Origin of the sequence: Mesorhizobium sp. CA6 (genome assembly GCF_020165035.1) — a bacterium.
Taxonomy (GTDB): domain Bacteria; phylum Pseudomonadota; class Alphaproteobacteria; order Rhizobiales; family Rhizobiaceae; genus Mesorhizobium.
In genome coordinates, this window is the sequence record NZ_JAIUHI010000013.1 from 136693 (window position 1) to 156250 (window position 19558).

The 19558-nt window shown below is 63.5% G+C and carries 22 protein-coding genes; 12 read left to right on the top strand and 10 right to left on the bottom strand.

All coding sequences use genetic code 11. The annotated features are described in order from the left end of the window. Positions 1-7 precede the first annotated feature (7 nt). The 10 genes from LB526_RS20430 (at position 8) to LB526_RS20475 (ending at position 7476) form a co-directional block, all read left to right on the top strand. On the top strand, positions 8-1105 hold the full coding sequence (locus LB526_RS20430) for a glycosyltransferase (RefSeq protein WP_224527680.1): 1098 nt from the start codon (positions 8-10) through the stop codon (positions 1103-1105). Further along, positions 1105-1908 carry a nucleotidyltransferase family protein gene (locus tag LB526_RS20435; RefSeq protein ID WP_224629497.1) on the top strand — a complete coding sequence of 268 codons (804 nt, stop codon included), beginning with the start codon at positions 1105-1107 and terminating at the stop codon, positions 1906-1908. The genes LB526_RS20430 and LB526_RS20435 overlap by 1 nt, the downstream gene beginning before the upstream one ends. Before the next feature lie 2 nt (positions 1909-1910). Continuing rightward, positions 1911-2672, top strand: a complete 762-nt coding sequence (locus tag LB526_RS20440) for a TIGR04290 family methyltransferase (protein ID WP_224601074.1) — start codon at positions 1911-1913, stop codon at positions 2670-2672. After that, positions 2665-3600 carry a beta-xylosidase gene (locus LB526_RS20445; protein ID WP_224629499.1) on the top strand — a complete coding sequence of 312 codons (936 nt, stop codon included), beginning with the start codon at positions 2665-2667 and terminating at the stop codon, positions 3598-3600. The genes LB526_RS20440 and LB526_RS20445 overlap by 8 nt, the downstream gene beginning before the upstream one ends. 18 nt (positions 3601-3618) lie before the next feature. After that, a complete protein-coding gene (locus tag LB526_RS20450) occupies positions 3619-4680 on the top strand; it encodes a glycosyltransferase (protein ID WP_224629505.1) in 1062 nt (353 codons plus the stop codon). After that, on the top strand, positions 4680-5672 hold the full coding sequence (locus tag LB526_RS20455) for a GNAT family N-acetyltransferase (RefSeq protein WP_224629507.1): 993 nt from the start codon (positions 4680-4682) through the stop codon (positions 5670-5672). Before LB526_RS20450 ends, LB526_RS20455 begins: the two co-directional genes overlap by 1 nt. Continuing rightward, on the top strand, positions 5669-6583 hold the full coding sequence (locus LB526_RS20460; protein WP_224629509.1) for a class I SAM-dependent methyltransferase: 915 nt from the start codon (positions 5669-5671) through the stop codon (positions 6581-6583). Before LB526_RS20455 ends, LB526_RS20460 begins: the two co-directional genes overlap by 4 nt. A gap of 59 nt (positions 6584-6642) precedes the next feature. Beyond that, complete coding sequence (locus LB526_RS20465; RefSeq protein WP_095768881.1) at positions 6643-6861, top strand: hypothetical protein; 219 nt, start codon at positions 6643-6645, stop codon at positions 6859-6861. A gap of 192 nt (positions 6862-7053) precedes the next feature. Further along, positions 7054-7191 carry a hypothetical protein gene (locus LB526_RS20470; RefSeq protein WP_224629510.1) on the top strand — a complete coding sequence of 46 codons (138 nt, stop codon included), beginning with the start codon at positions 7054-7056 and terminating at the stop codon, positions 7189-7191. Between the two features lie 123 nt (positions 7192-7314). Further along, the gene (locus LB526_RS20475; RefSeq protein ID WP_176477115.1) at positions 7315-7476 is read left to right on the top strand and encodes a hypothetical protein; all 162 of its coding nucleotides are present in this window, start codon (positions 7315-7317) and stop codon (positions 7474-7476) included. 13 nt (positions 7477-7489) lie between these two features. On the opposite strand, the gene LB526_RS20480 is transcribed toward LB526_RS20475, so the two are convergent. From LB526_RS20480 to LB526_RS20500, 6 genes are all read right to left on the bottom strand, one after another. Continuing rightward, positions 7490-8050: a sigma-70 family RNA polymerase sigma factor gene (locus tag LB526_RS20480; RefSeq protein WP_224629563.1), complete on the bottom strand. Its 561-nt coding sequence runs from the start codon at positions 8048-8050 to the stop codon at positions 7490-7492. A 153-nt stretch (positions 8051-8203) separates the two neighbouring features. Continuing rightward, the gene (locus LB526_RS20485) at positions 8204-9415 is read right to left on the bottom strand and encodes an amino acid permease (protein WP_263483353.1); all 1212 of its coding nucleotides are present in this window, start codon (positions 9413-9415) and stop codon (positions 8204-8206) included. Between the two features lie 74 nt (positions 9416-9489). Next, entirely contained in the window at positions 9490-10128 is a 639-nt protein-coding gene (locus LB526_RS29645; protein ID WP_263483354.1) for an amino acid permease, read from the bottom strand. 306 nt (positions 10129-10434) lie between these two features. Continuing rightward, positions 10435-10800: a VOC family protein gene (locus LB526_RS20490; protein WP_224605967.1), complete on the bottom strand. Its 366-nt coding sequence runs from the start codon at positions 10798-10800 to the stop codon at positions 10435-10437. 208 nt (positions 10801-11008) lie between these two features. After that, positions 11009-12574, bottom strand: a complete 1566-nt coding sequence (guaA, locus tag LB526_RS20495; protein ID WP_224629512.1) for a glutamine-hydrolyzing GMP synthase — start codon at positions 12572-12574, stop codon at positions 11009-11011. Positions 12575-12632: 58 nt separating this feature from the next. Further along, positions 12633-13103 carry a MarR family winged helix-turn-helix transcriptional regulator gene (locus tag LB526_RS20500; protein ID WP_224629513.1) on the bottom strand — a complete coding sequence of 157 codons (471 nt, stop codon included), beginning with the start codon at positions 13101-13103 and terminating at the stop codon, positions 12633-12635. Positions 13104-13119: 16 nt separating this feature from the next. Here LB526_RS20500 and LB526_RS20505 point away from each other — a divergent pair, with 16 nt between their 5' ends. Continuing rightward, entirely contained in the window at positions 13120-13509 is a 390-nt protein-coding gene (locus tag LB526_RS20505; RefSeq protein ID WP_224629515.1) for a hypothetical protein, read from the top strand. Positions 13510-13521: 12 nt separating this feature from the next. Here LB526_RS20505 and LB526_RS20510 read toward each other — a convergent pair whose 3' ends face one another. The 3 genes from LB526_RS20510 to LB526_RS20520 all read right to left on the bottom strand — a co-directional run bounded on the left by LB526_RS20510 (position 13522) and on the right by LB526_RS20520 (position 16144). Then, positions 13522-14160, bottom strand: a complete 639-nt coding sequence (locus tag LB526_RS20510; protein WP_224629518.1) for a 5'-methylthioadenosine/S-adenosylhomocysteine nucleosidase — start codon at positions 14158-14160, stop codon at positions 13522-13524. A 139-nt stretch (positions 14161-14299) separates the two neighbouring features. Then, a complete protein-coding gene (locus tag LB526_RS20515) occupies positions 14300-14761 on the bottom strand; it encodes a PaaI family thioesterase (RefSeq protein ID WP_140635058.1) in 462 nt (153 codons plus the stop codon). A gap of 93 nt (positions 14762-14854) precedes the next feature. Beyond that, positions 14855-16144, bottom strand: coding sequence for an RsmB/NOP family class I SAM-dependent RNA methyltransferase (locus LB526_RS20520; protein WP_224629519.1), 1290 nt, complete (start codon positions 16142-16144; stop codon positions 14855-14857). 333 nt (positions 16145-16477) lie between these two features. Here LB526_RS20520 and LB526_RS20525 point away from each other — a divergent pair, with 333 nt between their 5' ends. Next, entirely contained in the window at positions 16478-17155 is a 678-nt protein-coding gene (locus tag LB526_RS20525) for an MIP family channel protein (RefSeq protein ID WP_224629520.1), read from the top strand. Positions 17156-17219: 64 nt separating this feature from the next. Here LB526_RS20525 and katG read toward each other — a convergent pair whose 3' ends face one another. Further along, the gene (gene katG / locus LB526_RS20530; protein ID WP_224629521.1) at positions 17220-19427 is read right to left on the bottom strand and encodes a catalase/peroxidase HPI; all 2208 of its coding nucleotides are present in this window, start codon (positions 19425-19427) and stop codon (positions 17220-17222) included. Positions 19428-19558 lie beyond the last annotated feature (131 nt).

Genomic DNA, 19558 nt, shown 5'->3' on the forward strand with positions numbered 1-19558 from the left:
GCTGGCGATGCGCATGGTCATATTCGGTCTCACCGTCACGTCCTCATGGGGCAACGGCCATGCCACGCTCTGGCGCGGGCTGATAGGCGCTCTGGCCCCATTTGGCTGGTCGATCAGCTTCTTCGAGCGCGACACGCCCTATTACGCCGGTGCCAGGGACCTCGACCGGCTCGATGCCTGCAACATCATTCTCTACTCGGACTGGGAGAGTATCCGCCATGAGGCTGAGGCCGCGATACGGCAGGCCGACGTGGTCATAGTCACCTCTTATTGTCCGGACGCCGTGAGGGCCTCGCGGCTCGCCAACGAGAGCTGTCGCGGGCTGAAGGTGTTCTACGATCTCGATACACCGGTAACGCTGGCGAGAATCGAGCAAGGTGACTATCCGGCCTATTTCGAGCCGGATGGCCTGCGCGATTTCGACCTGATCCTGAGCTATACCGGAGGACCGGCGATCGATGCGCTGAAGGGTATTCTCGGCGTGCGCCATGTCCTGCCGCTCTACGGACATGTCGACCCCAACCGGCACCGGCCGGCCCCGCCACGGTCCGAGTTCGCCGGCGATCTCTCCTATCTCGGAACCTATGCCGAGGACCGGCAGGCGGCCGTGGAAAGACTGCTCGTAGCTCCAGCGGCCCAACTGCCGAACCGCCGCTTCATCATCGGCGGCGCACAATATCCAGCGGACTTTCCATGGAGCGGCAATATCTTCTTCGTCAGGCACCTGCCGCCCGCGGATCACCCCGCCTTCTTTTCCTCCTCGCGCCTGACGCTGAACGTCACCCGCGAAGCGATGGCGCGCAAGGGCTGGTGCCCGTCAGGCCGGCTGTTCGAGGCAGCCGCCTGCGGCGCCGCGATCATCTCCGATGATTGGGCAGGCCTCGACAGCTTCTTCACGCCCGGCAGCGAGATTCTGTTGGCACACAATACCGGCGATGTCGTCGCCGCGCTTGGCCTGTCGGACAACGAAATCGAGGCCCTTGGCCGCCGCGGCCGTGAACGCGTCCTCGACGAGCACACGTCCGCGCACCGCGCCGCCGAACTCGATCGCATCTTGAACGCCGCCGCGTCCATGGCAGGTGGAGCAATGGAGGAAGCCGTCTGATGTTGGGGATCGTGCCTGCCGCAGGCCGCGGCAGCCGCATTCAGCCGCTGGGTTTTTCCAAGGAGCTGTTGCCGGTCGGCAGCCGGCTGGACGGGCAGACCGAGCGCCCCTGCGCGGTGAGCGAATATCTGGTGCGGCGGATGGTCCGAAACGGCGTCGACCGCATCTGCTTCATTATCGGTTCCGGCAAGTCGGACATTCTCGAATATTATGCCGCGGGTTATGACACAGCCGCAGCAATCTTCGTCGCGCAGCCCTCCCCGATCGGACTGTGCGATGCGATCTTCCGTGCCGAGCCGCTGGTCACGCCGGAAGAAACGGTCCTGATCGGCCTGCCGGACACGATCTGGTTCCCCGAGGACGGCTTCTGCCGCCTGGCCGACGACCGGCTGTCCTTTCTGATGTTTCCGGTCGATCGCCCGGAACTGTTCGACGCCGTCGTCCTGGATCAGAGCGGACGTGTCGAGCAAATCCAGGTCAAGCAAGCTGATGCCGCAACAAACTGGGTCTGGGGCGCCTTCAAGATGCCTGGCCGTATCTTCCACCAGCTCGCGGCACTGTGGCGCCAGCGCGACGGCTTCGACGAGTATTTCGGCACGCTGATCAACGCCTATCTCGCAGCCGGAGGCGAGGCTTACGGCGTCAAGGCCGGAACGGCCTATGTCGATGTCGGCACTTTCGATGGATATCGCACGGCGCTCAGGCTGCTCGAAAGCAACGATGTCGTTGAAGATGAGACCCCGCCGATGCTCGCATCGCAAGATCTCTCAACGGTGCCAACCCTTCCAGGCGAAGGAGCTTAGCCATGCTGCATTCCAGCACGGAAATACGCCGCCGCATCGACGCACTGGGACCGTGGTTCCACAATATGGAGCTTGCGGGCGTGGAAACCGCGCCGGATCATTTCCTCGGCAATTATCCACTGATCAAATGGCGCAAATTCGCGGATGCCATTCCGACTGACCTTTCGGGCATGTCCGTGCTCGATATCGGCTGCAACGCCGGCTTTTATTCGATCGAGATGAAGAAGCGCGGCGCCGATCGCGTGCTCGGCATTGATTTCGACCAGGCCTACCTCGCCCAGGCGCGCTTCGCCGCCGAGATCGCCGGCTGCGATATCGAATTCCGGGAAATGTCCGTTTACGACGTCGGGGCGCTTGGCGAGCGCTTCGACATCGTGCTGTTCATGGGTGTGCTCTACCACCTGCGCCATCCGCTGCTGGCGCTCGACCTGATCCGCGCGCATGTCGCAGGCGACCTGATGATCTTCCAGTCGATGCAGAGGGGCAGCGGGGACGTCCTGCCGCTCGAACAGAACTACCATTTCTGGACACGCGACCTCTTCGATCGACCTGAATTTCCGAAACTGCACTTCATCGAGCATCGCTATGCGGACGACCCGACCAACTGGTGGATTCCAAACCGTGCCTGCACCGAAGCGATGCTGCGCAGCGCCGGCTTCGAAATCGTGCTGCACCCTGAGGACGAGGTCTATTTCTGCCGTGCGGCGGGCAATCCGTCCGACGGCGCCGCCGTCTATCCCGCGAAAGGAGAGGCCGATGATTGAAGCCGCGATGATCTGGAACGAGCCCAACAACAAATCGCATTGGGATCCCGAGCTCGATCCGGACTGGAGCCGTTTTGCCTCGATGGCAATCCTGGCCGCCGATGCGATCGACCGGGAAAACCCGGCCGTCACAAAGGTGCTGGGCGGTATTTCGCCGATCGATGCCGGCTTCATGACACGCATGAAGGATTTCGGCGTGCTCGACCATGTCGACGCCGTCGCGGTGCATGGCTTCCCGCTCGACTGGAATCTCTGGCAAATCGACGAATGGCCGCAGAAGCTCGGCGAGATCGCCGCCATCACCGATCTGCCGATCTGGGTCAGCGAAGTCGGCGTATCGACCTTCGGCGCCGAGGAGATCCAGCTCTGGGGTCTGCGCCGCACGGCCGAGCTGCTGCTTGGCATCGCGCCGCGGGTGCAGTGGTACAGCCTCTATGACCTGCCGCGTTCATGGGAGGCGACGACGCGCCATCGCGAGGCGGAAGGCTCGTCCTATTACAGGCACTTCTACATGGGCCTGCTGCGCGAGGACGGCACGCCCAAGCCGGCGCTCGAGGAGTTCGTGCGCCACACCCCGCAAATGGGCCTGGTACAGTGGTTCCATTTCGAGGACCATCGGCTGGATGATGCCGTAGCCTGGATGCACCGACTGGGCGTGACGCACCTGCGCACTGGCCTGTCCTGGGCGGACAGCTTCCGGCCGAATGCGCTGGACTGGTTCGATCGCCAGATGGAAGCGCTCGCCGACTTCAACGTCACGGTGACCTTCTGCTTCACGCCCGAGCATCGCGGTCTCCAGCCCCACCACACAAGTCCGCCGCAGGTGCCCGAGGAATTCGCCGAATTCTGCGCCGCGATGATCCGCCGCTACGCTCCTGCGATCAGTGACGACATGACACGAACGCGGCGCGTGTCGGCGGCATGGTGAGTTCCGGCTCGATCGGCGATGACACTGACTGTCCTCAACGTCGCCTACCCCCTCGCGCCAGTCGGGCGGGATGCGGTCGGCGGCGCCGAGCAGGTGCTGTCGGCGCTGGACCGGGCGCTGGTTGAGAAAGGCCACCGGTCGGTTGTCATCGCCTGCCACGGGTCAAAGACGGCCGGCGTCCTGGTGGAAACACCGGCCGAAGCAGGCGTGCTCGACAAGGCGGCGAAGGACCGGGCCCAGCAGGCGCATCGCGACGCGATCGCGGCTGCCCGGGCGCGCTGGTCTATCGACGTCGTTCACCTCCACGGCATCGACTTCGACGCCTATCTGCCCACCGACGGCCCAACCTTGGTGACGTTGCACCTGCCGCTGGGCTGGTATCCCTCCGAAGTGCTTGGGCCGTCGCGCGAGGACCTGTGGCTGCACGCGGTCTCGGAGGCGCAGCACCGGACAGCGCCGGCAGGGTCGAGGCTTGCGAAGCCTATTCCAAACGGCGTCGATATCGATGCGCTGAACGAGTCCCGGCTGCGGCGCGATTTCGCTTTGGTGCTCAGCCGCGTCTGTCCCGAAAAGGGCATCCATCTCGCAATCGAGGCAGCCAAGCGCGCCGGCACTCCCCTGGCGATCGCCGGCCAGGTCTATCCCTACGAGACCCATTTGCGCTATTTCGCCGACGAGGTCCGTCCTCGCCTCGATCGGCAGCGGCGTTTTCTCGGGCCGCTGGGGTTTCGCGCCAAACGGCGGCTGCTGAACGCCGCCCGCTGCCTGGTCGTCCCCAGCCTTGCCGCCGAAACAAGCTCGCTTGTCGCAATGGAGGCGCTTGCCTGCGGCACGCCGGTCGTCGCTTTCCCGAATGGCGCCCTTCCCGACGTCGTCCAGCATGGCAGAACCGGATTTCTGGTCAATGACGTCGAGGAGATGGCTAAGGCCATCGTCCATTCTGGAGCGCTGGACCATGAGACCTGCCGGGCCGAGGCGCGCCGCCGCTTCTCGCTTGAGCGCATGGTCACATCCTACATGGATGCTTACGAAGCGCTGGCGAAGCTTGGCACCCGCAGCGCCTTGCTGGGGACCGCCTGATGGGCGGTCTGCGCACCGAGATCATTCGCGATCCCGGGACGTTCGAGGACCTTGAGCCGTGCTGGTGGCAGCTCTGGGGACGGAGTATCTCGGCCACGCCGTTCCAGTCTCCTGCCTGGCTCATCCCCTGGTGGCGTACATTCGCGCCAGGCGATCTCACCGCAATTGCCGTGTGGAGCGGAGACGAACTCGCCGGACTGGCGCCGCTCTATATCGAAAGGCATGATGGCGGTCAGCGAATGCTCCCCATCGGAATTTCGCTGAGCGATTATCTCGACATTTTGTGCGCGCCGGAACTGGAGGCGGAGACTGAGGCCGCCATAGCCGAAGCGGCGCTGTCGCTGGAATGGTCGCAGTGGATCCTGCCCGATCTCTCGGCCGACGCCATATCGCTGAGCCTTGAGCTGCCGAATGCCGAAGAGCGCCGATCGATGGCGCACGCGGCCTGTCCTGTGCTGTTGCTCGACGGCGATCGGACTCTGGCCCGCTCGGTTCCGGCGAGACGAAGGCGTCAGTTGCGCCGCGCCGAGAGAGCTGCCCGGCGAAGAGGAGCTGTCATTGTCAGCCGCGGCGAATCCGATCCGCAGACATTTCTCGACAGGCTCATCCGACTGCATGGCGCGCGCTGGACCGGCCATGGCGGTGGCGTCCTGTCCGACACGGCTGTGGAATTTCATCGCAGGGCCCTGCCGCGGCTTGCCGATAACGGCATGGCGCGATGCTTGACGATCCAGATCGACGATGCCGTCGTCGGCGCCTATTACGGTTTTCATCACCGCGACCGGGCCTATGCCTATCTTGGCGGTTTCGATCCGGCCTATGCCGACGAAAGCCCCGGCGCGATTCTGATCGGGCATGCCATCACCGGAGCCGCCAGCGAGGGCGCGCTGGAGTTCGATTTCCTGCGCGGCAGGGAAGGTTACAAATATGGTTGGGGCGCGAAGGACCGCTGGACGGCGCAGAAGGTCTGGACCAGGAGCGCCTCGCCGTGAACATCGCGAGGCAACCCGGCGCGATTGCCAGACGCCTGCTCGAGGATTGCATGACGGACGGCCTTTCCGTCGACAACGCGCTGGCCAGATTGGCCGTTTATACCGACAAGACGACCAGCGCGGCGCAACTGGCGGATATCGCGCTGGACATGCGTCCAAGCCATGCTCCCCGGCGATGCTGGCTGGAGGAGGTCGCCACGATGCTTCGTGGCAAGGCGGACGCCTTCGACAAGGTCCGCAGAGCGGCTGCCTGCGTGTCGCATGACCGGCCGGATAGCGAACTGACCGCCATAACCGTCAAAAGGCTGGCCGGCAGCTTCGATCGGGCGGCCGCCATATCTCCCGCGGCCAGCGTCCAGTTGTCCTCGCTTGGCGACGAGCACAGGCTGTCGACTACCACCGCCGAGATTGTAGCATGGCTGGAACAGCAGGGCTTCGTTGGTGCCCATAAGCACATACTCGACATCGGCTGCGGCATCGGGCGTCTCGAACATGCGCTCGGCACCCACGCAGGATATGTCATCGGCATCGATATTTCGTCGCGAATGATCGAAATCGCGCGCCGGCGATGCGCCGGCCTTGCCAATGTGGAATTTCACCTGACCTCAGGCCTTGATCTCGGTGATTTCGCCGATGCAAGCTTTGACGGCGTGCTGGCCCTGGACAGTTTTCCTTACCTGGTGCTCGCCGGGGTTGCCGAGCGGCATTTCATCGAGATCGCGCGCGTGCTGCGGCGGGGAGGAATGGCAGCGATCCTCAACTATTCCTATCGGACATCGCCGGGCATCGATTCCGGCGACATCAGCCGTCTTTCTCATGCATGCGGCATGGACCTCGTGATCGACGGCGAAATGCCGTTCGGCAGTTGGGACGGCATGGTCTTTCTTGTCCGTCGTGACGGCGGAACATAACGCACCGGCGGCAGTTCGGTCACCGAACAGTTCCAGGCCAGCAGAACAGGGAGAAGCAGATGGCATCCGGCGGTAAGAAACAGATGGGCCGCGGCAGCCAGGGCAAGGGTTCCGGAACCGGAGCCAAGACGACGCTTGCAAAGGACATGGTCGGCGAGAACGACGTGCTGTCGAACCGGGACAAGAAGCAGCACACCGAGCAACGAGGTCTGGACGGCAACCGGATCAAATCCGATCAGTATCAGGATCACGCTGCGAACCGCCTTCCCAAGGATTGAGCTGATGTTTCCAGATCACCTCTGGCCGCAAAATCCGGGGACAACGGACCGGAAACCCCACAGCCTGCGGCAAGCGCCTTGCATAGGCCGGTCGGCTATGCCTCTGTGAGATTTGAAGGGGCCTCTGTTTGTTAAGAGAATGCCATGTCTCACAGGAGTCAGCGCGACCTTTGCGCCCAGGTAATCCAGAGCTTGGACCAGGAGATCGCATCGCTGCTGAACGCTATCGAGCGGGAGGAGGTCCCTGACCGGCTGACAAGGCTTGCACTCGAACTGCAGAACGCTCTGATCGAAAAGCGCAAAGGCGACATAACGGGTGAGCGCGGTTGAAGATGTCACCAGCAAGGATGCAGCATTCCTTGGAGTCGGGAAGGCATCGATATCGCCCGCTGTCGCGTGATCGGTGGAACCTTAACATAAGTTAGTCGTTGTAGCCGATTGGGGATCATCCCGATGGCTGGCAGAACTCCGGAAGTGGACGAACTCGTTCGGCGTCTGGTCGCGCAGACGGGCATCACCGAAGCGCAAGCGCTCGAACTTGTTTCTCTGCTCGGCCTGAATTGGGCCTCGTTGATGAGAGAGGCCAAAGTCATGACAGCAGCCCAGCGCCGGTAGGATTTGGCTGGGCTTAGCGCCTTGCGCCCTCTGTATCCCAATGATCGTCCGAAAGTTGACGTCGTGGCTCGATCAGCGCCTGCGGCGAGCTTTCTCCGAGGAATTCCAGAACGCCGGCACGGGCGCGGTTGAGGCGGCTTTTGACGGTGCCGACAGCGCAACCGCATATTTGCGCGGTTTCTTCGTAGCTTACGCCCAGTACGCCGATCAGCATCAAGACCTCACGCTGATGGGACGGCAGCTTCTGGATGGCTTGATGCACTTCCCTGCTTTGCACGGACCAATCCTGGGACGGTTCCGAAATCGGCCGGCTGGAGGCGCAGTCGAGCAGCCCGGGGGCCTCCCTGGCCGCCGCTTTGACACGCGTGTAGTGCGTGTTGCGCATGATGGTGAAGAGCCAGGACTTCAGGCGCGTGCCGGGCTCGAATTTGTCCAGGTTGGAGAGCCCTTTGGTCAACGTTTCCTGCACAAGATCGTCGGCATCGTCAGGCACGCGACAGAAGGTTCGCGCAAAAGCCCGCAGGGCAGGAATGAGGTTGACGATGGAGATCTCCTCGGTGCTGGGGTTCGGCAGATTATGCTCTCTGAATGACAATGTTCCGGCCCCAGCAAGTAGGAATTACGCAGTGCAGACTAGGGAGAATGTTTGAGAAATCGGAACGTTCCTGTTTTCCATCGCTCGGCCAAACTTTTGGTGAGGTGGCGTGATCGAAGGGAGCGGCAACATTCAACGGGCCGCCTCGATCTTCGGTTCCTCGATATACCAAGGCATGGAAATGATCACGATGTCCGATCCGCCGAACTCGAGCAGTTTGGCGTGCAATCGGCGAGCGCGCTGCGTATGCAGCATATATTGCCACCAATTGGGCGGCACGACCTCTGGGAGCAGCACCGCAATGGTGCGGCCGTCGAACTCGCCGCGCAACGCCTTGATCTCCTTCAATAACGGCTCGTACATCAGCCGGTAGTCGGCATTGAGGAGAAGCAGGCGCGGCGGGCGCAGGCCAGCCGCCTTCGCCGGCGCTTCCACATCCTGCGACCACCTCCCGCGAATTGCGCGCTCTTCGTCGCTCTCTTCACCCGACAGCCGCGCCACATGGACGGCGATGACATCTTCGGACAGGTGAAAGGCAAAGCTGAGCGCCTTGTCCGCCATCCTGTTCCATTGCTGGGTCACGACAAGAACGACAGGGGGCTCGGTGCTGCTCAAATCGACTTTCCCGGGCTCGCGCAGACTTGCCTCGAGCTGGTCGTAATAGCGCCTCACCAGCCGCAGCAGGAGGATCACAACCGGGATGACGATCACCGTGATCCAGGCGCCTTCCCTGAATTTGGCGACGACAATCACGATGAGCGCCAGCGCGGTGACTATGCCGCCGAACGCGTTGATCGCCAGATGCATCCGGTTGCCCGTCCGGTTCGTGTCCTTGGTTGTGCGAAGCGCCCTTACCCAGTGCATCACCATCCCAGTCTGCGACAGCGTGAAGGTCAGAAAGGCGCCGATGGCGAAAAGCGGGATCAGATGGTCGGTGATGCCGCCGAACACGACCAGCAGCAGTCCCGTCGACGAGGCGAGGTAAAGGATGCCGATGGAGAAAACGAGCCGGCGGCCAACCATGGCGAAGGGCTTGGGAAGATATCCGTCTTCCGCCACCATGCGGCAAAGGCGGGGGAAATCGACGAAGCTTGTATTGGCCGAAAGCGCCAGCACGCAAAGCAGGCTACCGATGGCGACATAGTAGAAGACCCCGTCGCCAACGACGGCATGCGCAAGCTGCGACAGCACGCTCTGATAGCCGTCCTTCTCCTGATCCATCGCACCGATGCGGTAGCGTGCCGACAGGAAGGCAATGCCGCCGAGCAGCAGTCCAAGGAGCAGACAGATCGCCGCCAGCGTGCGCCGGCCGTGCCTGACGGGCGGATCCTTGAATGCAGTCATGCCGTTGCTGACCGCCTCTACGCCGGTCATCGCCGTACAGCCGCTGGCAAAGGCGTGCATCAAGAGGAGCAGGCTTACCGTTTCGGACGGCTGCTGCAGGGGCGGCGGTGGAATTGCGGGCACCGGCTGACCCCGGAGGCAAGCGTCTTCGAGACGCCGATCGCCAGGATCGCCAGGAAGCTGGCAACGAACAGATAGGTCGGCAAGGCAAACAACCGGCCGGCATCGAGCGTGCCGCGCAGGTTGACGACGGTTACCAAAAGCAGGATCCCGAGGCAGATCCAAAGCGTGTAGGCATGCAGCGAAGGCAGCGCCGACACCAGCGCGCCGACGCCGGCAGAGATGCCTACGGCGACATTGAGCACGTAGTCGACCATCAGCGCGGCGGCGGCAAGCAGGTTGGCATTGCGGCCAAGATTTTCGCGCGAGACGATATAAGCGCCGCCATTGCCGGGGTAAGCGGCGATGGTCTGGCGGTAGGAAAGATAAAGGACCGCGAGCAAACCGACTATGGCGCCCATGATCGGACCGATATAGCCGAGACCCGCCGCGCCGAGCGGGATCAGGATCGTGAGCGCCGCTTCTGGCCCATAGGCCGACGAACCCAGCCCATCGAGGCCCATTGCCGGCACGCCCTCGAACACGCCGATCTTGCGTTGCGACTGTTCCTGATTTGCCAGGCGCCGGCCGAGAATCCAGCCCAGTATCGACATGTCGTTGTCCCGAGAAACTTCTCCCGAATAGCGCGGGGAGAAGAATGTTCCTCGACTGCGCCTTCCGATTCTGAGGGCAGGCGGGAATGGGCCGGTCGCTAGGAATCACCGGCCGCGAGCGGATCTCGTGGCGCTATGGGCGGTCGCGCAGCGCGAGCGCTCGGATTGCTTGTCTGCTTGGTTTCAGCGACTGTGGCATCAAGTGCGGCCACGCACTTCAATGCCAGCCGGGCAGCTCCCTCAGCTGCATTCGGTCGGACTTGTGAAGCATGAACATGAACGTCGTTGTTGACGATCTGCGCGTACTCATTTCTTCTTGAACTCAAACAGCTCAACCAGATTGCCCGACGGATCTTCCAGAAGTCTGGCGCGACCAGCTCCCGCCTCGCTGATTTCTCCTTTGAATTTGACGCCTGCATCGTTCAACCGGCCGACGACGACATCTATGTCCTTCGTGACGATCATGAATCGGTTCCACCCGCCAGGCTCTGGTTTGCCGCCAGCAGTTCCTCCACTGCCTGCCCCCGGAGCGCTAAGGTAAAGCGTGAGATCATCGCGAATGAGCGCTGCGAACTTGCCAGGGTTGTGCATGTCCACCTCGAACTCGAGGTTATCGCGATAAAACGCGACCGAAGTGTCAACGTCTGTCACAATGTATCGGATGGACGCCATGGCCCGTGCTCCTTTCACCAAAGAAAGTGAACTGGCCGATGGGAATGTGGTTCCTTGGCGATCGCGGCCAATAGTCTGCCAGTCGGCTGATGAGAACACGACCTGGGCTTCTACCGCCTGCAGAGCAGCGTCGCTCGATTTCTATCTGTCGCTGGTCTCCGATCGCTTATACATCCTCCTATCCCATGCTACTGCATGGCGATCCCTGTCACTCCCACTCGATCGTCCCCGGCGGTTTCGACGTCACGTCATACACCACCCGGTTGATGCCGCGCACCTCGTTGATGATGCGGGTGGCTGCGGAGGCGAGGAAGTTCATGTCGTAGTGATAGAAATCGGCCGTCATGCCGTCGACGGAGGTGACGGCGCGCAGCGCGCAGACGAATTCGTAGGTCCGGCCGTCGCCCATCACGCCGACCGTCTGCACCGGGAGCAACACCGCGAAGGCTTGCCAGATGGCGTCGTAGAGGCCGGCCTTGCGAATCTCATCGAGATAGATGGCGTCGGCCTCGCGCAGGATCTCCAGTTTTTCGCGCGTGATGCCGCCCGGGCAACGGATAGCAAGGCCGGGGCCGGGGAAAGGATGGCGGCCGATGAAGCTTTCGGGGAGGCCGAGCTCCTTGCCGAGCGCCCTCACCTCGTCCTTGAACAATTCGCGCAGCGGCTCGACCAGCTTCATGTTCATGCGCTCGGGCAGGCCGCCGACATTGTGGTGCGACTTGATCGTCACAGACGGGCCGCCGGAGAAGGAGACGCTTTCGATGACGTCGGGATAAAGCGTGCCCTGGGCCAGGAAATCGGCGCCGCCGAGCTTCTTCGCCTCTTCCTCGAACACCTCGATGAACAGCCGGCCGATGGTCTTGCGCTTCTTTTCGGGGTCGGCCTCGCCTTCCAGCGCCGAGATGAAACGGTCGGAGGCGTCGACCAGGATCAGCGGCAGGTTGTAGTGCTGGCGGAACATCTCCACCACGCCCTTGGCCTCGTCCTTGCGCATCAGGCCGTGGTCAACAAGGATGCAGGTCAGCTGCTCGCCGACCGCCTCGTGGATGAGAAGCGCCGCGACGGAGGAGTCGACGCCGCCCGAAAGCGCGCAGATGACTTTGCCCTTGCCGACCTGCTTGCGGATCGTCTCGACCGCGTGCTCGCGATAGGCGCGCATCGTCCAGTCGCCCTCGATGCCGGCGATGTTGTGGACAAAGTTCCTGAGCAGCCTGGCGCCGTCCGGCGTGTGCACCACTTCCGGATGGAACATGATGCCGTACATCTTGCGCTCGATATCGCCGAAAATGGCGAAGGGCGAGCTTTCCGACTTGCCGAGCACCTTGAAGCCCGGCGGCAACTCGATGACCCGGTCGCCGTGACTCATCCACACCTGGTGGCGCTGGCCAGGCGCCCACAGGCCTTCGAACAGCGGGCTCTCCTTCTCGATCTCGACGAAGGCACGGCCGAACTCGCGGTGGTTGGAGCTTTCGGCGACGCCGCCCATCTGCACGCAGAGCGCCATCTGGCCGTAGCAGATGCCGAGCACCGGCACGCCGGCGTCGAAGACCACCTGCGGCGCACGCGGGCTGCCGATGTCGGTGGTCGAGGCCGGGCCGCCCGACAGGATCACCGCTTTCGGCTTGATGCGCTTGAAGGCCGCTTCGGCCGACTGGAACGGCACGATCTCGGAAAAGACGCCGGCCTCGCGGATGCGGCGGGCGATGAGTTGCGTGAACTGGCTGCCGAAATCGACAATCAGAACGGTGTCGGGATGATTGGCTGTCGTCGTCATGGCGAGCCTTTAGAGAAAGAAACGAGTCGGCGCAATGGGTTGCGCGCGGTCGCGCCGTTCACTTCGATGCTGGTGCTTCTCCCTGCTCGGCGTCAAGTGAGCGCAAGGCGTCCATCAGCGCCGCGAACCGCTGCTCGCCGATGCGATCGATATAGCCGCGTTCGATCTGAAGCTTGATGCGATCGCCGTCGCGCAAGGCATCTAGGCCTTTGCGCGTATAGCGCACGAGCTTGCCGCGCCCGTCCCGGGGATCGGGCAATCGCTCCAGCACGCCTTCCGCCTCCAGGCCGTCGAGCAACTGTTGAACCGCTTGCTTGGAGGTGGCCGCGCGCTCAATCAACGCCGACTGGCGCGTGCCGTTGCGCGGGATGTGTCCAAGCAGGCCGGCGCGCGCTTCGCTGAACCAAGCGTGGCCGGCGGCCCGCATGGCAGCGGCGAATTCCGCCTGCCAGGCACGGCTCGCCTGCCACAGCCGCCAACCGACGTGATTGGGCAGCCCATCGTTTTTTTCGTCAAGCTCCTTGACCATTTAATTCGAACTCCGTATGGTCAAGATACTTGACGATATTCTGGGCGTCGAGGCCATTCGAGAAACGCAAACCCCGCGGACAGGAACAATGACGATACTGAACAGGGACACGCTGGCCATTATCATGGTCGGAACCACGCATGTCATCGACATGGGCGGCAAGAACGCCTTCATCCACTATGAAACCGACGATCGGGCGCACATGCTCCTGCCGGATGGCACGCGCTTTCACGGGACCTGGACGCTGCTTGACGACGGCTACAAGGTCGAATGGAAAAACGGCCCCGCCGGCGCGTGGAAACTCGATCATGCAGCGGGGGCAATCGACTATATCGATGCGACAGGAGCCTCCCGTGGACGCATTTCACGCATCGATTTCGGCGATCCACAACGCCTTGCTGCCTGATCCAACCGGCAGTCAGCCACCAAGCAGGCCGCCGCCGATCGCCTGTTCCAGCAGGGCGACGGCCGCGGCGAGCTTCTCGTCGATGACGTGCAGATATTCCGTCCAGTCGTTGACGTGCCTGAGATCGGCCGCGCCGTCGGAAATGCCGCGGAGCCCAATCAGCGGCAAACCGAACAGCTGGCAGGCACGCAGGCAGGCAAAGGTCTCCATGTCGACCATGTCGGCATCAATGGCGTCATATGCAACGCCGGAGACGATCGCGCCGCCGGTCGAGAGCGTGGCGGTCTTGATGCCTGGAATGACGAAGGGCAGCGGCACCGACACCGGCAGGTCGAGGAAAGGCGTCGCGCCCTTCTCGAAGCCGAGCGGCGAAGCATCCATGTCGCGATAGCTCACCGACACGGCCTGGTAGATCTCGGTCTGCTCCAGCCTGCGGCTGCCGGCCGAGCCCAGCGAGACGACCAGGTCCGGAAGCGCGCCTTCAGCCTTCAACGCCGCGAGCTCGGCGCCCAGCCTGACCCCGGCCTCGACCGGACCAACGCCGGTCATCAGCGGTGTGAACAGGTTCTTCAGGTGCGGGCCGTATTCGGCCTCAGCCGCCATGACGAAGAGAACGGATTTTTGCGACAGGCGTGACACTTCGACAGTCATGAAGCTTTACCCCTATTTGCTACGACGACGCGAAAGGGACAACGTGCCTCGCCGCCTGCCGGCCCTTCGCTATGGCTCCGGGCGTTCGTCGCTCGAAAAGCCCATTTGGGAGCTTTTCGTCCGCTGCGCGGACCGCTCCTCACCCCTCTATCCCGTCGCGGCCGACCACCGTCATCATCGTGCCGGTCATGGTGGCGATCAGCTTGGCCTCGCCGTCGGCGGCGAAGGCGTAGGCCTGGCCGTCGGCGACGATGATGGTGCGACCGGGTTTGGTCACGGAGCCGCGGAACAGGAACCGCTCGCCCCTGCCCGGCGCGAGCAGGTTCACCTTGAACTCGATGGTCAGCACGCCGGAATTCTCCGGCATCAGCGAAAAGGCCGCGTAACCGCAGGCGGAGTCCAACGCCGTGGAGATGACGCCGGCATGCAGGAAACCGTGCTGCTGGGTCAGCGAGGCGGAATACGGCATCTCGATCTCGATGATGCCAGGCGTCACCAGCGTCAGCTCGGCGCCGATTGTCGCCATCGCCTCCTGGCGGGCAAAGGACGCCCTGACGCGTTCCTCGAAATCCGGAGCGGGTACGATCTTGGCTGCCGCCATGGCGCTTTGCCTCACATTGCTGGCGAAGTTTATTGCAGAGCCAGGCAAGACAGGCAATCTTTTATGCTGCAGCGCAGCAAAAGCCGGCGGTGTTCAGTCGGTCCTGCGCAAGGCATGGAGATAGAACCCGTCGGTGCCGCTGAGCGCCGGCGACAGCGAGATACCGCCGGTATCAGCAATGCGCGCGGCCCCTTCATGGCCCGGGAAGCGGCTGTCCCACAGCTGGCGATGATCGACCGGCGCGAAGCCTTCATGGCGCGCGCGGAACGCGGCGACCTGCTCGCCGTTCTCGGCGTCGAACACCGAACAGGTGATGTAGACCAGCAGGCCGCCCGGCTTGACGAAGACTTGCGCGGTGTCGAGGATCGCCTGCTGCTCTGCCTTGCGGGCATCGAGCTGCCTTTCCGTCAAACGCCATTTGGCGTCGGGCCGCCGCCGCCAGGTACCGCTGCCGGTGCAGGGCGCGTCGATCAGCACGATGTCCATATGGTTGGTGAGCGGCGCAAGCTCCGCGGGCTTGCTGACGACCTGGACGTTGCGGTTGTGTGAGCGGCGGATGCGCTCGAAGATCGGCGCCAGCCGCACCTTCTCCGCGTCATGGGCAAAGAGCTGGCCCCGATTGTCCATCTCGGCCGACAGCGCCAGCGTCTTGCCGCCGGCGCCGGCGCAATAATCGAGCACCTGCATGCCGGGCTCGGCGCCGGCAAGCGCGGCGGCAAGCTGCGAGCCTTCGTCCTGCACCTCGAACCAGCCTTTCTGGAAGGCAGGCTCGGCCTGCACGTTCGGATGCCGGCCGTCGCCGTCGATCGGCGGGATGCGGATGCCATGCGGCGCGATCGCCGTAGGCGCGGCACCGGTGCCCTGGAGCTCGGCCAGCACCTTGGCGCGATCGGCCTGGAGCGTGTTGACCCTCAGGTCCAGCGGCGGGCGCTGCGCCAGGGCGGCGCCTTCCTTGACCCAGGCGTCGCCATAGGCTTGCTCGAGCAGCGGCGCGCACCAGTCCGGGATATCGGCCCGCACAGCATCGGGGGCCTCGCCAAGCCTGCGCTCGGCAGCCGCTTTCAACTCGGACGCGCTGAGCAGCGGCGGCGCGAATTTGTCGCCGTCGAGCGCGTCGTTGAGCGACTGCGCCGTCTGGCCCCATTCCAACAGAAGCGCGCCGAAGCCGATAGCGCGCGGCGTGTCCTCGCCGAACAGCCAACCGGCCGAGCGTTTGCGGCGCAGCGCATCATAAACGATGTTGCCGATCGCGGCGCGGTCGCCGCCGCCGGCGAAACGATGCGACAGGCCCCAGTCGCGCAGCGCGTCGGCCACCGGCCGGTGACGCCGGCCGATGTCTTCCAAAACCTCTATCGCCGCCGCCAGCCTTCCGCCCAGTCGCATCCCGTTTTCCGTAGCTGTTACAAATCGGTTCCAGCCCGCTCATAAAGCCTTTCCGGCCAGGATTGAAACAGTTCCGTTCGGTTTGCCGATGAAATGGCGTTTCAAGACCGGCCCATTTGGCCGAACGATTTTTCCGTTGGTGGGAGCCCGAGTCAGGAAACAAGAACAATCGATCAGAACATGAAAGACTTCTAATGTTTTTGATTGACACCTGCAAGAAAGCCAACCGGCTTAACCTATCAGCTTTCCAAGTGTTGTCCGCAGGAATACTCTTCCGGCAGTGATTCGCGACGCGGGAAACGCGGTTTCGACGGATCCTATGAGGAGAGGGCAATGAAGACTTATCTGGCAGAAGTTCTCGGCACGTTTTTGTTGGTGTTCATCGGCACCGCCTCCGTGGTCACGGGCGGCTTCGGCGGCGCGCTGCCGCTCGGACAGGAAGGCATCGGCCTGGCGTTCGGCATCGGCCTGATCGCCGCGGCCTATGCGATCGGCCCGATCTCGGGCGCGCATCTCAATCCGGCGGTGACGCTCGGCGTGTTCCTGGCAGGGCGGATGCCGGCCAACGATGTCGTCCCCTACTGGATCGCGCAGATCATTGGCGCCATCATCGCCTCGCTGGCGCTGTGGATCATCGTTTCCGGCCAGGTCGGCGGCCACACCGGCGGCTTCGGCGCCAATGGCTGGGACGAAACGAAATGGGGCATGAGCTCAGCCTTCCTGTGGGAGCTGATCGGCACCTTCACCTTCGTCACCGTGATCCTCGGCGTCACCAACGCCAAGCACACCACCGCCTTTGCCGGCCTGGCCATCGGACTGACGCTGGCGGGCATCCACTTCGCCATGATCCCGGTGACCGGCACCTCGGTCAATCCGGCGCGCTCGATCGGCCCGGCGCTGTTTTCGGGCGGTGCTGCGCTCAGCCAGCTCTGGCTGTTCATCGTCGCGCCACTGGTCGGCGGCGCGATTGCCGGCGTCGTCGCCAAGGCCGGCGTCTTCGAAAAAGACTGACCGCAGTTCGATAAAGTAAAAGGCGCGGGCATGACCCGCGCCTTTTTGCTTGGGAGGTACGACTTTATCTCGCGATGTCGAAGCGGTCGGCGTTCATCACCTTCGTCCACGCCTTGACGAAATCCCTGACGAACTTGGCCTTGGCGTCGGCCGAGGCGTAGACTTCGGAGAGCGCACGCAGCTGCGCGTGCGAGCCGAAGATCAGGTCGGCGCGGGTGCCGGTCCACTTGACCTCCTTGGTCTTGCGGTCGCGCGCTTCGTAAACCTCGTCCGAGCCCGGCTCTGACCCGGCCGCCGGATCCCAAACGGTCGCCATCGAGAGCAGGTTGACGAAGAAGTCGTTGGTGAGCTGGCCAGGCCTGTCGGTGAAGACGCCATGCTTGGAACCGCCGGCATTGGCACCGAGCACGCGCAGGCCGCCGACCAGTACCGTCATTTCCGGCGCGGTCAGCGTCAGCAACTGGGCGCGGTCGACCAGCATCGCTTCGACCGACATCGGCAACCTGCCGCGGGCATAGTTGCGGAAGCCGTCTACCTTCGGCTCCAGCGCGGCGAAGGAGGCGACGTCCGTCTGCTCCTGCGAAGCGTCCATGCGGCCCGGCGTGAAGGGTACTTTCACCTCGGTGCCGCCCTCCTTCGCCGCCTTCTCGACCGCGGCGACGCCGCCAAGCACGATGAGATCGGCGAGCGAGACCTTCTTGCCGCCGACCTGCGCGGTGTTGAACTCCTTCTGGATGGCTTCCAGCTTGGCCAGCACCTTGGCGAGCTGAGCCGGCTCGTTGACCTCCCAGTCCTTCTGGGGCGCCAGACGGATGCGGGCGCCATTGGCGCCGCCGCGCTTGTCCGAGCCGCGGAAGGTCGAGGCCGAAGCCCAGGCAGTCGAGACCAGCTCGGAGACCGACAGGCCTGAGGCCAGGATCTTGGCCTTGAGCGAAGCGATGTCGGCCTCGCTCACCAGCTCGTGGTCGATGGCCGGGATCGGATCCTGCCAGATCAGCTCTTCCTTGGGCACGAGCGGGCCGAGATAGCGCACGACCGGGCCCATGTCGCGATGGGTAAGTTTGAACCAGGCGCGGGCGAAGGCGTCGGCAAACTGGTCCGGGTTCTGGTGGAAGCGGCGCGAGATCTTCTCATAGGCCGGATCGAAACGCAGCGCGAGGTCGGTGGTGAGCATGGCCGGCGCGTGACGCTTGGAGGGATTGTGCGCGTCCGGAACGGTGCCGGCGCCGGCGCCGCCTTTCGGCGTCCACTGATGCGCGCCGGCCGGGCTCTTCGTCAGCTCCCATTCGTAATTGAACAGGTTGTCGAAGAAATTGTTGCTCCATTTGGTCGGCGTCGTCGTCCAGGTGACCTCGAGGCCCGAGGTGATGGCGTCGCCAGCAATGCCGGAGGCATATTTGCTCGACCAGCCGAGGCCTTGCGCCTCGATGCCGGCGCCCTCCGGCTCGGCGCCCACCAGCGAGGCGTCGCCGGCGCCGTGCGTCTTGCCGAAGCTGTGGCCGCCGGCGATCAGCGCCACGGTTTCCTCGTCGTTCATGGCCATGCGGCCGAAGGTCTCGCGGATGTCGCGCGCGGCCGCGACAGGATCCGGCTTGCCGTTCGGACCTTCCGGGTTGACGTAGATGAGGCCCATTTGCACGGCGCCGAGATGGCCGCGAAGCTCACGGTCGCCCGAATAGCGCTCGTCGCCAAGCCACTTGGTTTCGGAGCCCCAGTCCACGTCCTGCTCCGGCTCCCACACATCGGCGCGGCCGCCGGCAAAGCCGAAGGTCTTGAAGCCCATCGATTCCAGCGCGACGTTGCCGGTGAGGATCAGAAGGTCGGCCCAGGAAATCTTGCGGCCGTATTTCTGCTTGATCGGCCATAGCAGCCGGCGCGCCTTGTCGAGGTTGGCGTTGTCCGGCCAGCTGTTCAGCGGCGCGAAACGCTGCTGACCGGCGCCGGCGCCGCCGCGGCCGTCGCCGATGCGATATGTGCCGGCGCTGTGCCAAGCCATGCGGATGAAGAGCGGGCCGTAATGGCCGAAGTCGGCCGGCCACCAGTCCTGCGAATCCGTCATGACCTTGTGCAGGTCTGCGATCACCGCATCAAGGTCGAGGCTTGCGAACTCCTTGGCATAGTCGAAATCTTCATCCATCGGGTCCGAGAGGTTCGACTGCTGGTGCAGAACGGAAAGGTCGAGCTGGTTCGGCCACCAGTCGCGGTTGGTCCGTGCGGATCCATGCGCCACCGGGCATTTGCCAGCGCTGTTGTCGTCGGTTTTCGCGTCCATCTTAGTCTCCCGATTCTGCCGAGGTTTTGCCGTGGTTGAATTTTGCCGAGGTTGATTTTTCCCGAAATTTCGGGGGCAGCCGCCGGCCGCGCCAACCTGGAACGATTCCAGACTAGGCCGGCCTGCCGATA

Excerpts from the sequence above, each read along its gene's own strand:
- LB526_RS20430 (WP_224527680.1), top strand. The coding sequence starts at position 8 with ATGCGCATGGTCATATTCGGTCTCACCGTCACGTCCTCATGGGGCAAC.
- LB526_RS20435 (WP_224629497.1), top strand. The coding sequence starts at position 1,105 with ATGTTGGGGATCGTGCCTGCCGCAGGCCGCGGCAGCCGCATTCAGCCG.
- LB526_RS20440 (WP_224601074.1), top strand. The coding sequence starts at position 1,911 with ATGCTGCATTCCAGCACGGAAATACGCCGCCGCATCGACGCACTGGGA.
- LB526_RS20445 (WP_224629499.1), top strand. The coding sequence starts at position 2,665 with ATGATTGAAGCCGCGATGATCTGGAACGAGCCCAACAACAAATCGCAT.
- LB526_RS20450 (WP_224629505.1), top strand. The coding sequence starts at position 3,619 with ATGACACTGACTGTCCTCAACGTCGCCTACCCCCTCGCGCCAGTCGGG.
- LB526_RS20455 (WP_224629507.1), top strand. The coding sequence starts at position 4,680 with ATGGGCGGTCTGCGCACCGAGATCATTCGCGATCCCGGGACGTTCGAG.
- LB526_RS20465 (WP_095768881.1), top strand. The coding sequence starts at position 6,643 with ATGGCATCCGGCGGTAAGAAACAGATGGGCCGCGGCAGCCAGGGCAAG.
- LB526_RS20475 (WP_176477115.1), top strand. The coding sequence starts at position 7,315 with ATGGCTGGCAGAACTCCGGAAGTGGACGAACTCGTTCGGCGTCTGGTC.
- LB526_RS20485 (WP_263483353.1), bottom strand. The coding sequence starts at position 9,415 with ATGACTGCATTCAAGGATCCGCCCGTCAGGCACGGCCGGCGCACGCTG.
- LB526_RS29645 (WP_263483354.1), bottom strand. The coding sequence starts at position 10,128 with ATGTCGATACTGGGCTGGATTCTCGGCCGGCGCCTGGCAAATCAGGAA.
- LB526_RS20490 (WP_224605967.1), bottom strand. The coding sequence starts at position 10,800 with ATGGCGTCCATCCGATACATTGTGACAGACGTTGACACTTCGGTCGCG.
- guaA (WP_224629512.1), bottom strand. The coding sequence starts at position 12,574 with ATGACGACGACAGCCAATCATCCCGACACCGTTCTGATTGTCGATTTC.
- LB526_RS20500 (WP_224629513.1), bottom strand. The coding sequence starts at position 13,103 with ATGGTCAAGGAGCTTGACGAAAAAAACGATGGGCTGCCCAATCACGTC.
- LB526_RS20505 (WP_224629515.1), top strand. The coding sequence starts at position 13,120 with ATGGTCAAGATACTTGACGATATTCTGGGCGTCGAGGCCATTCGAGAA.
- LB526_RS20510 (WP_224629518.1), bottom strand. The coding sequence starts at position 14,160 with ATGACTGTCGAAGTGTCACGCCTGTCGCAAAAATCCGTTCTCTTCGTC.
- LB526_RS20515 (WP_140635058.1), bottom strand. The coding sequence starts at position 14,761 with ATGGCGGCAGCCAAGATCGTACCCGCTCCGGATTTCGAGGAACGCGTC.
- LB526_RS20520 (WP_224629519.1), bottom strand. The coding sequence starts at position 16,144 with ATGCGACTGGGCGGAAGGCTGGCGGCGGCGATAGAGGTTTTGGAAGAC.
- LB526_RS20525 (WP_224629520.1), top strand. The coding sequence starts at position 16,478 with ATGAAGACTTATCTGGCAGAAGTTCTCGGCACGTTTTTGTTGGTGTTC.
- katG (WP_224629521.1), bottom strand. The coding sequence starts at position 19,427 with ATGGACGCGAAAACCGACGACAACAGCGCTGGCAAATGCCCGGTGGCG.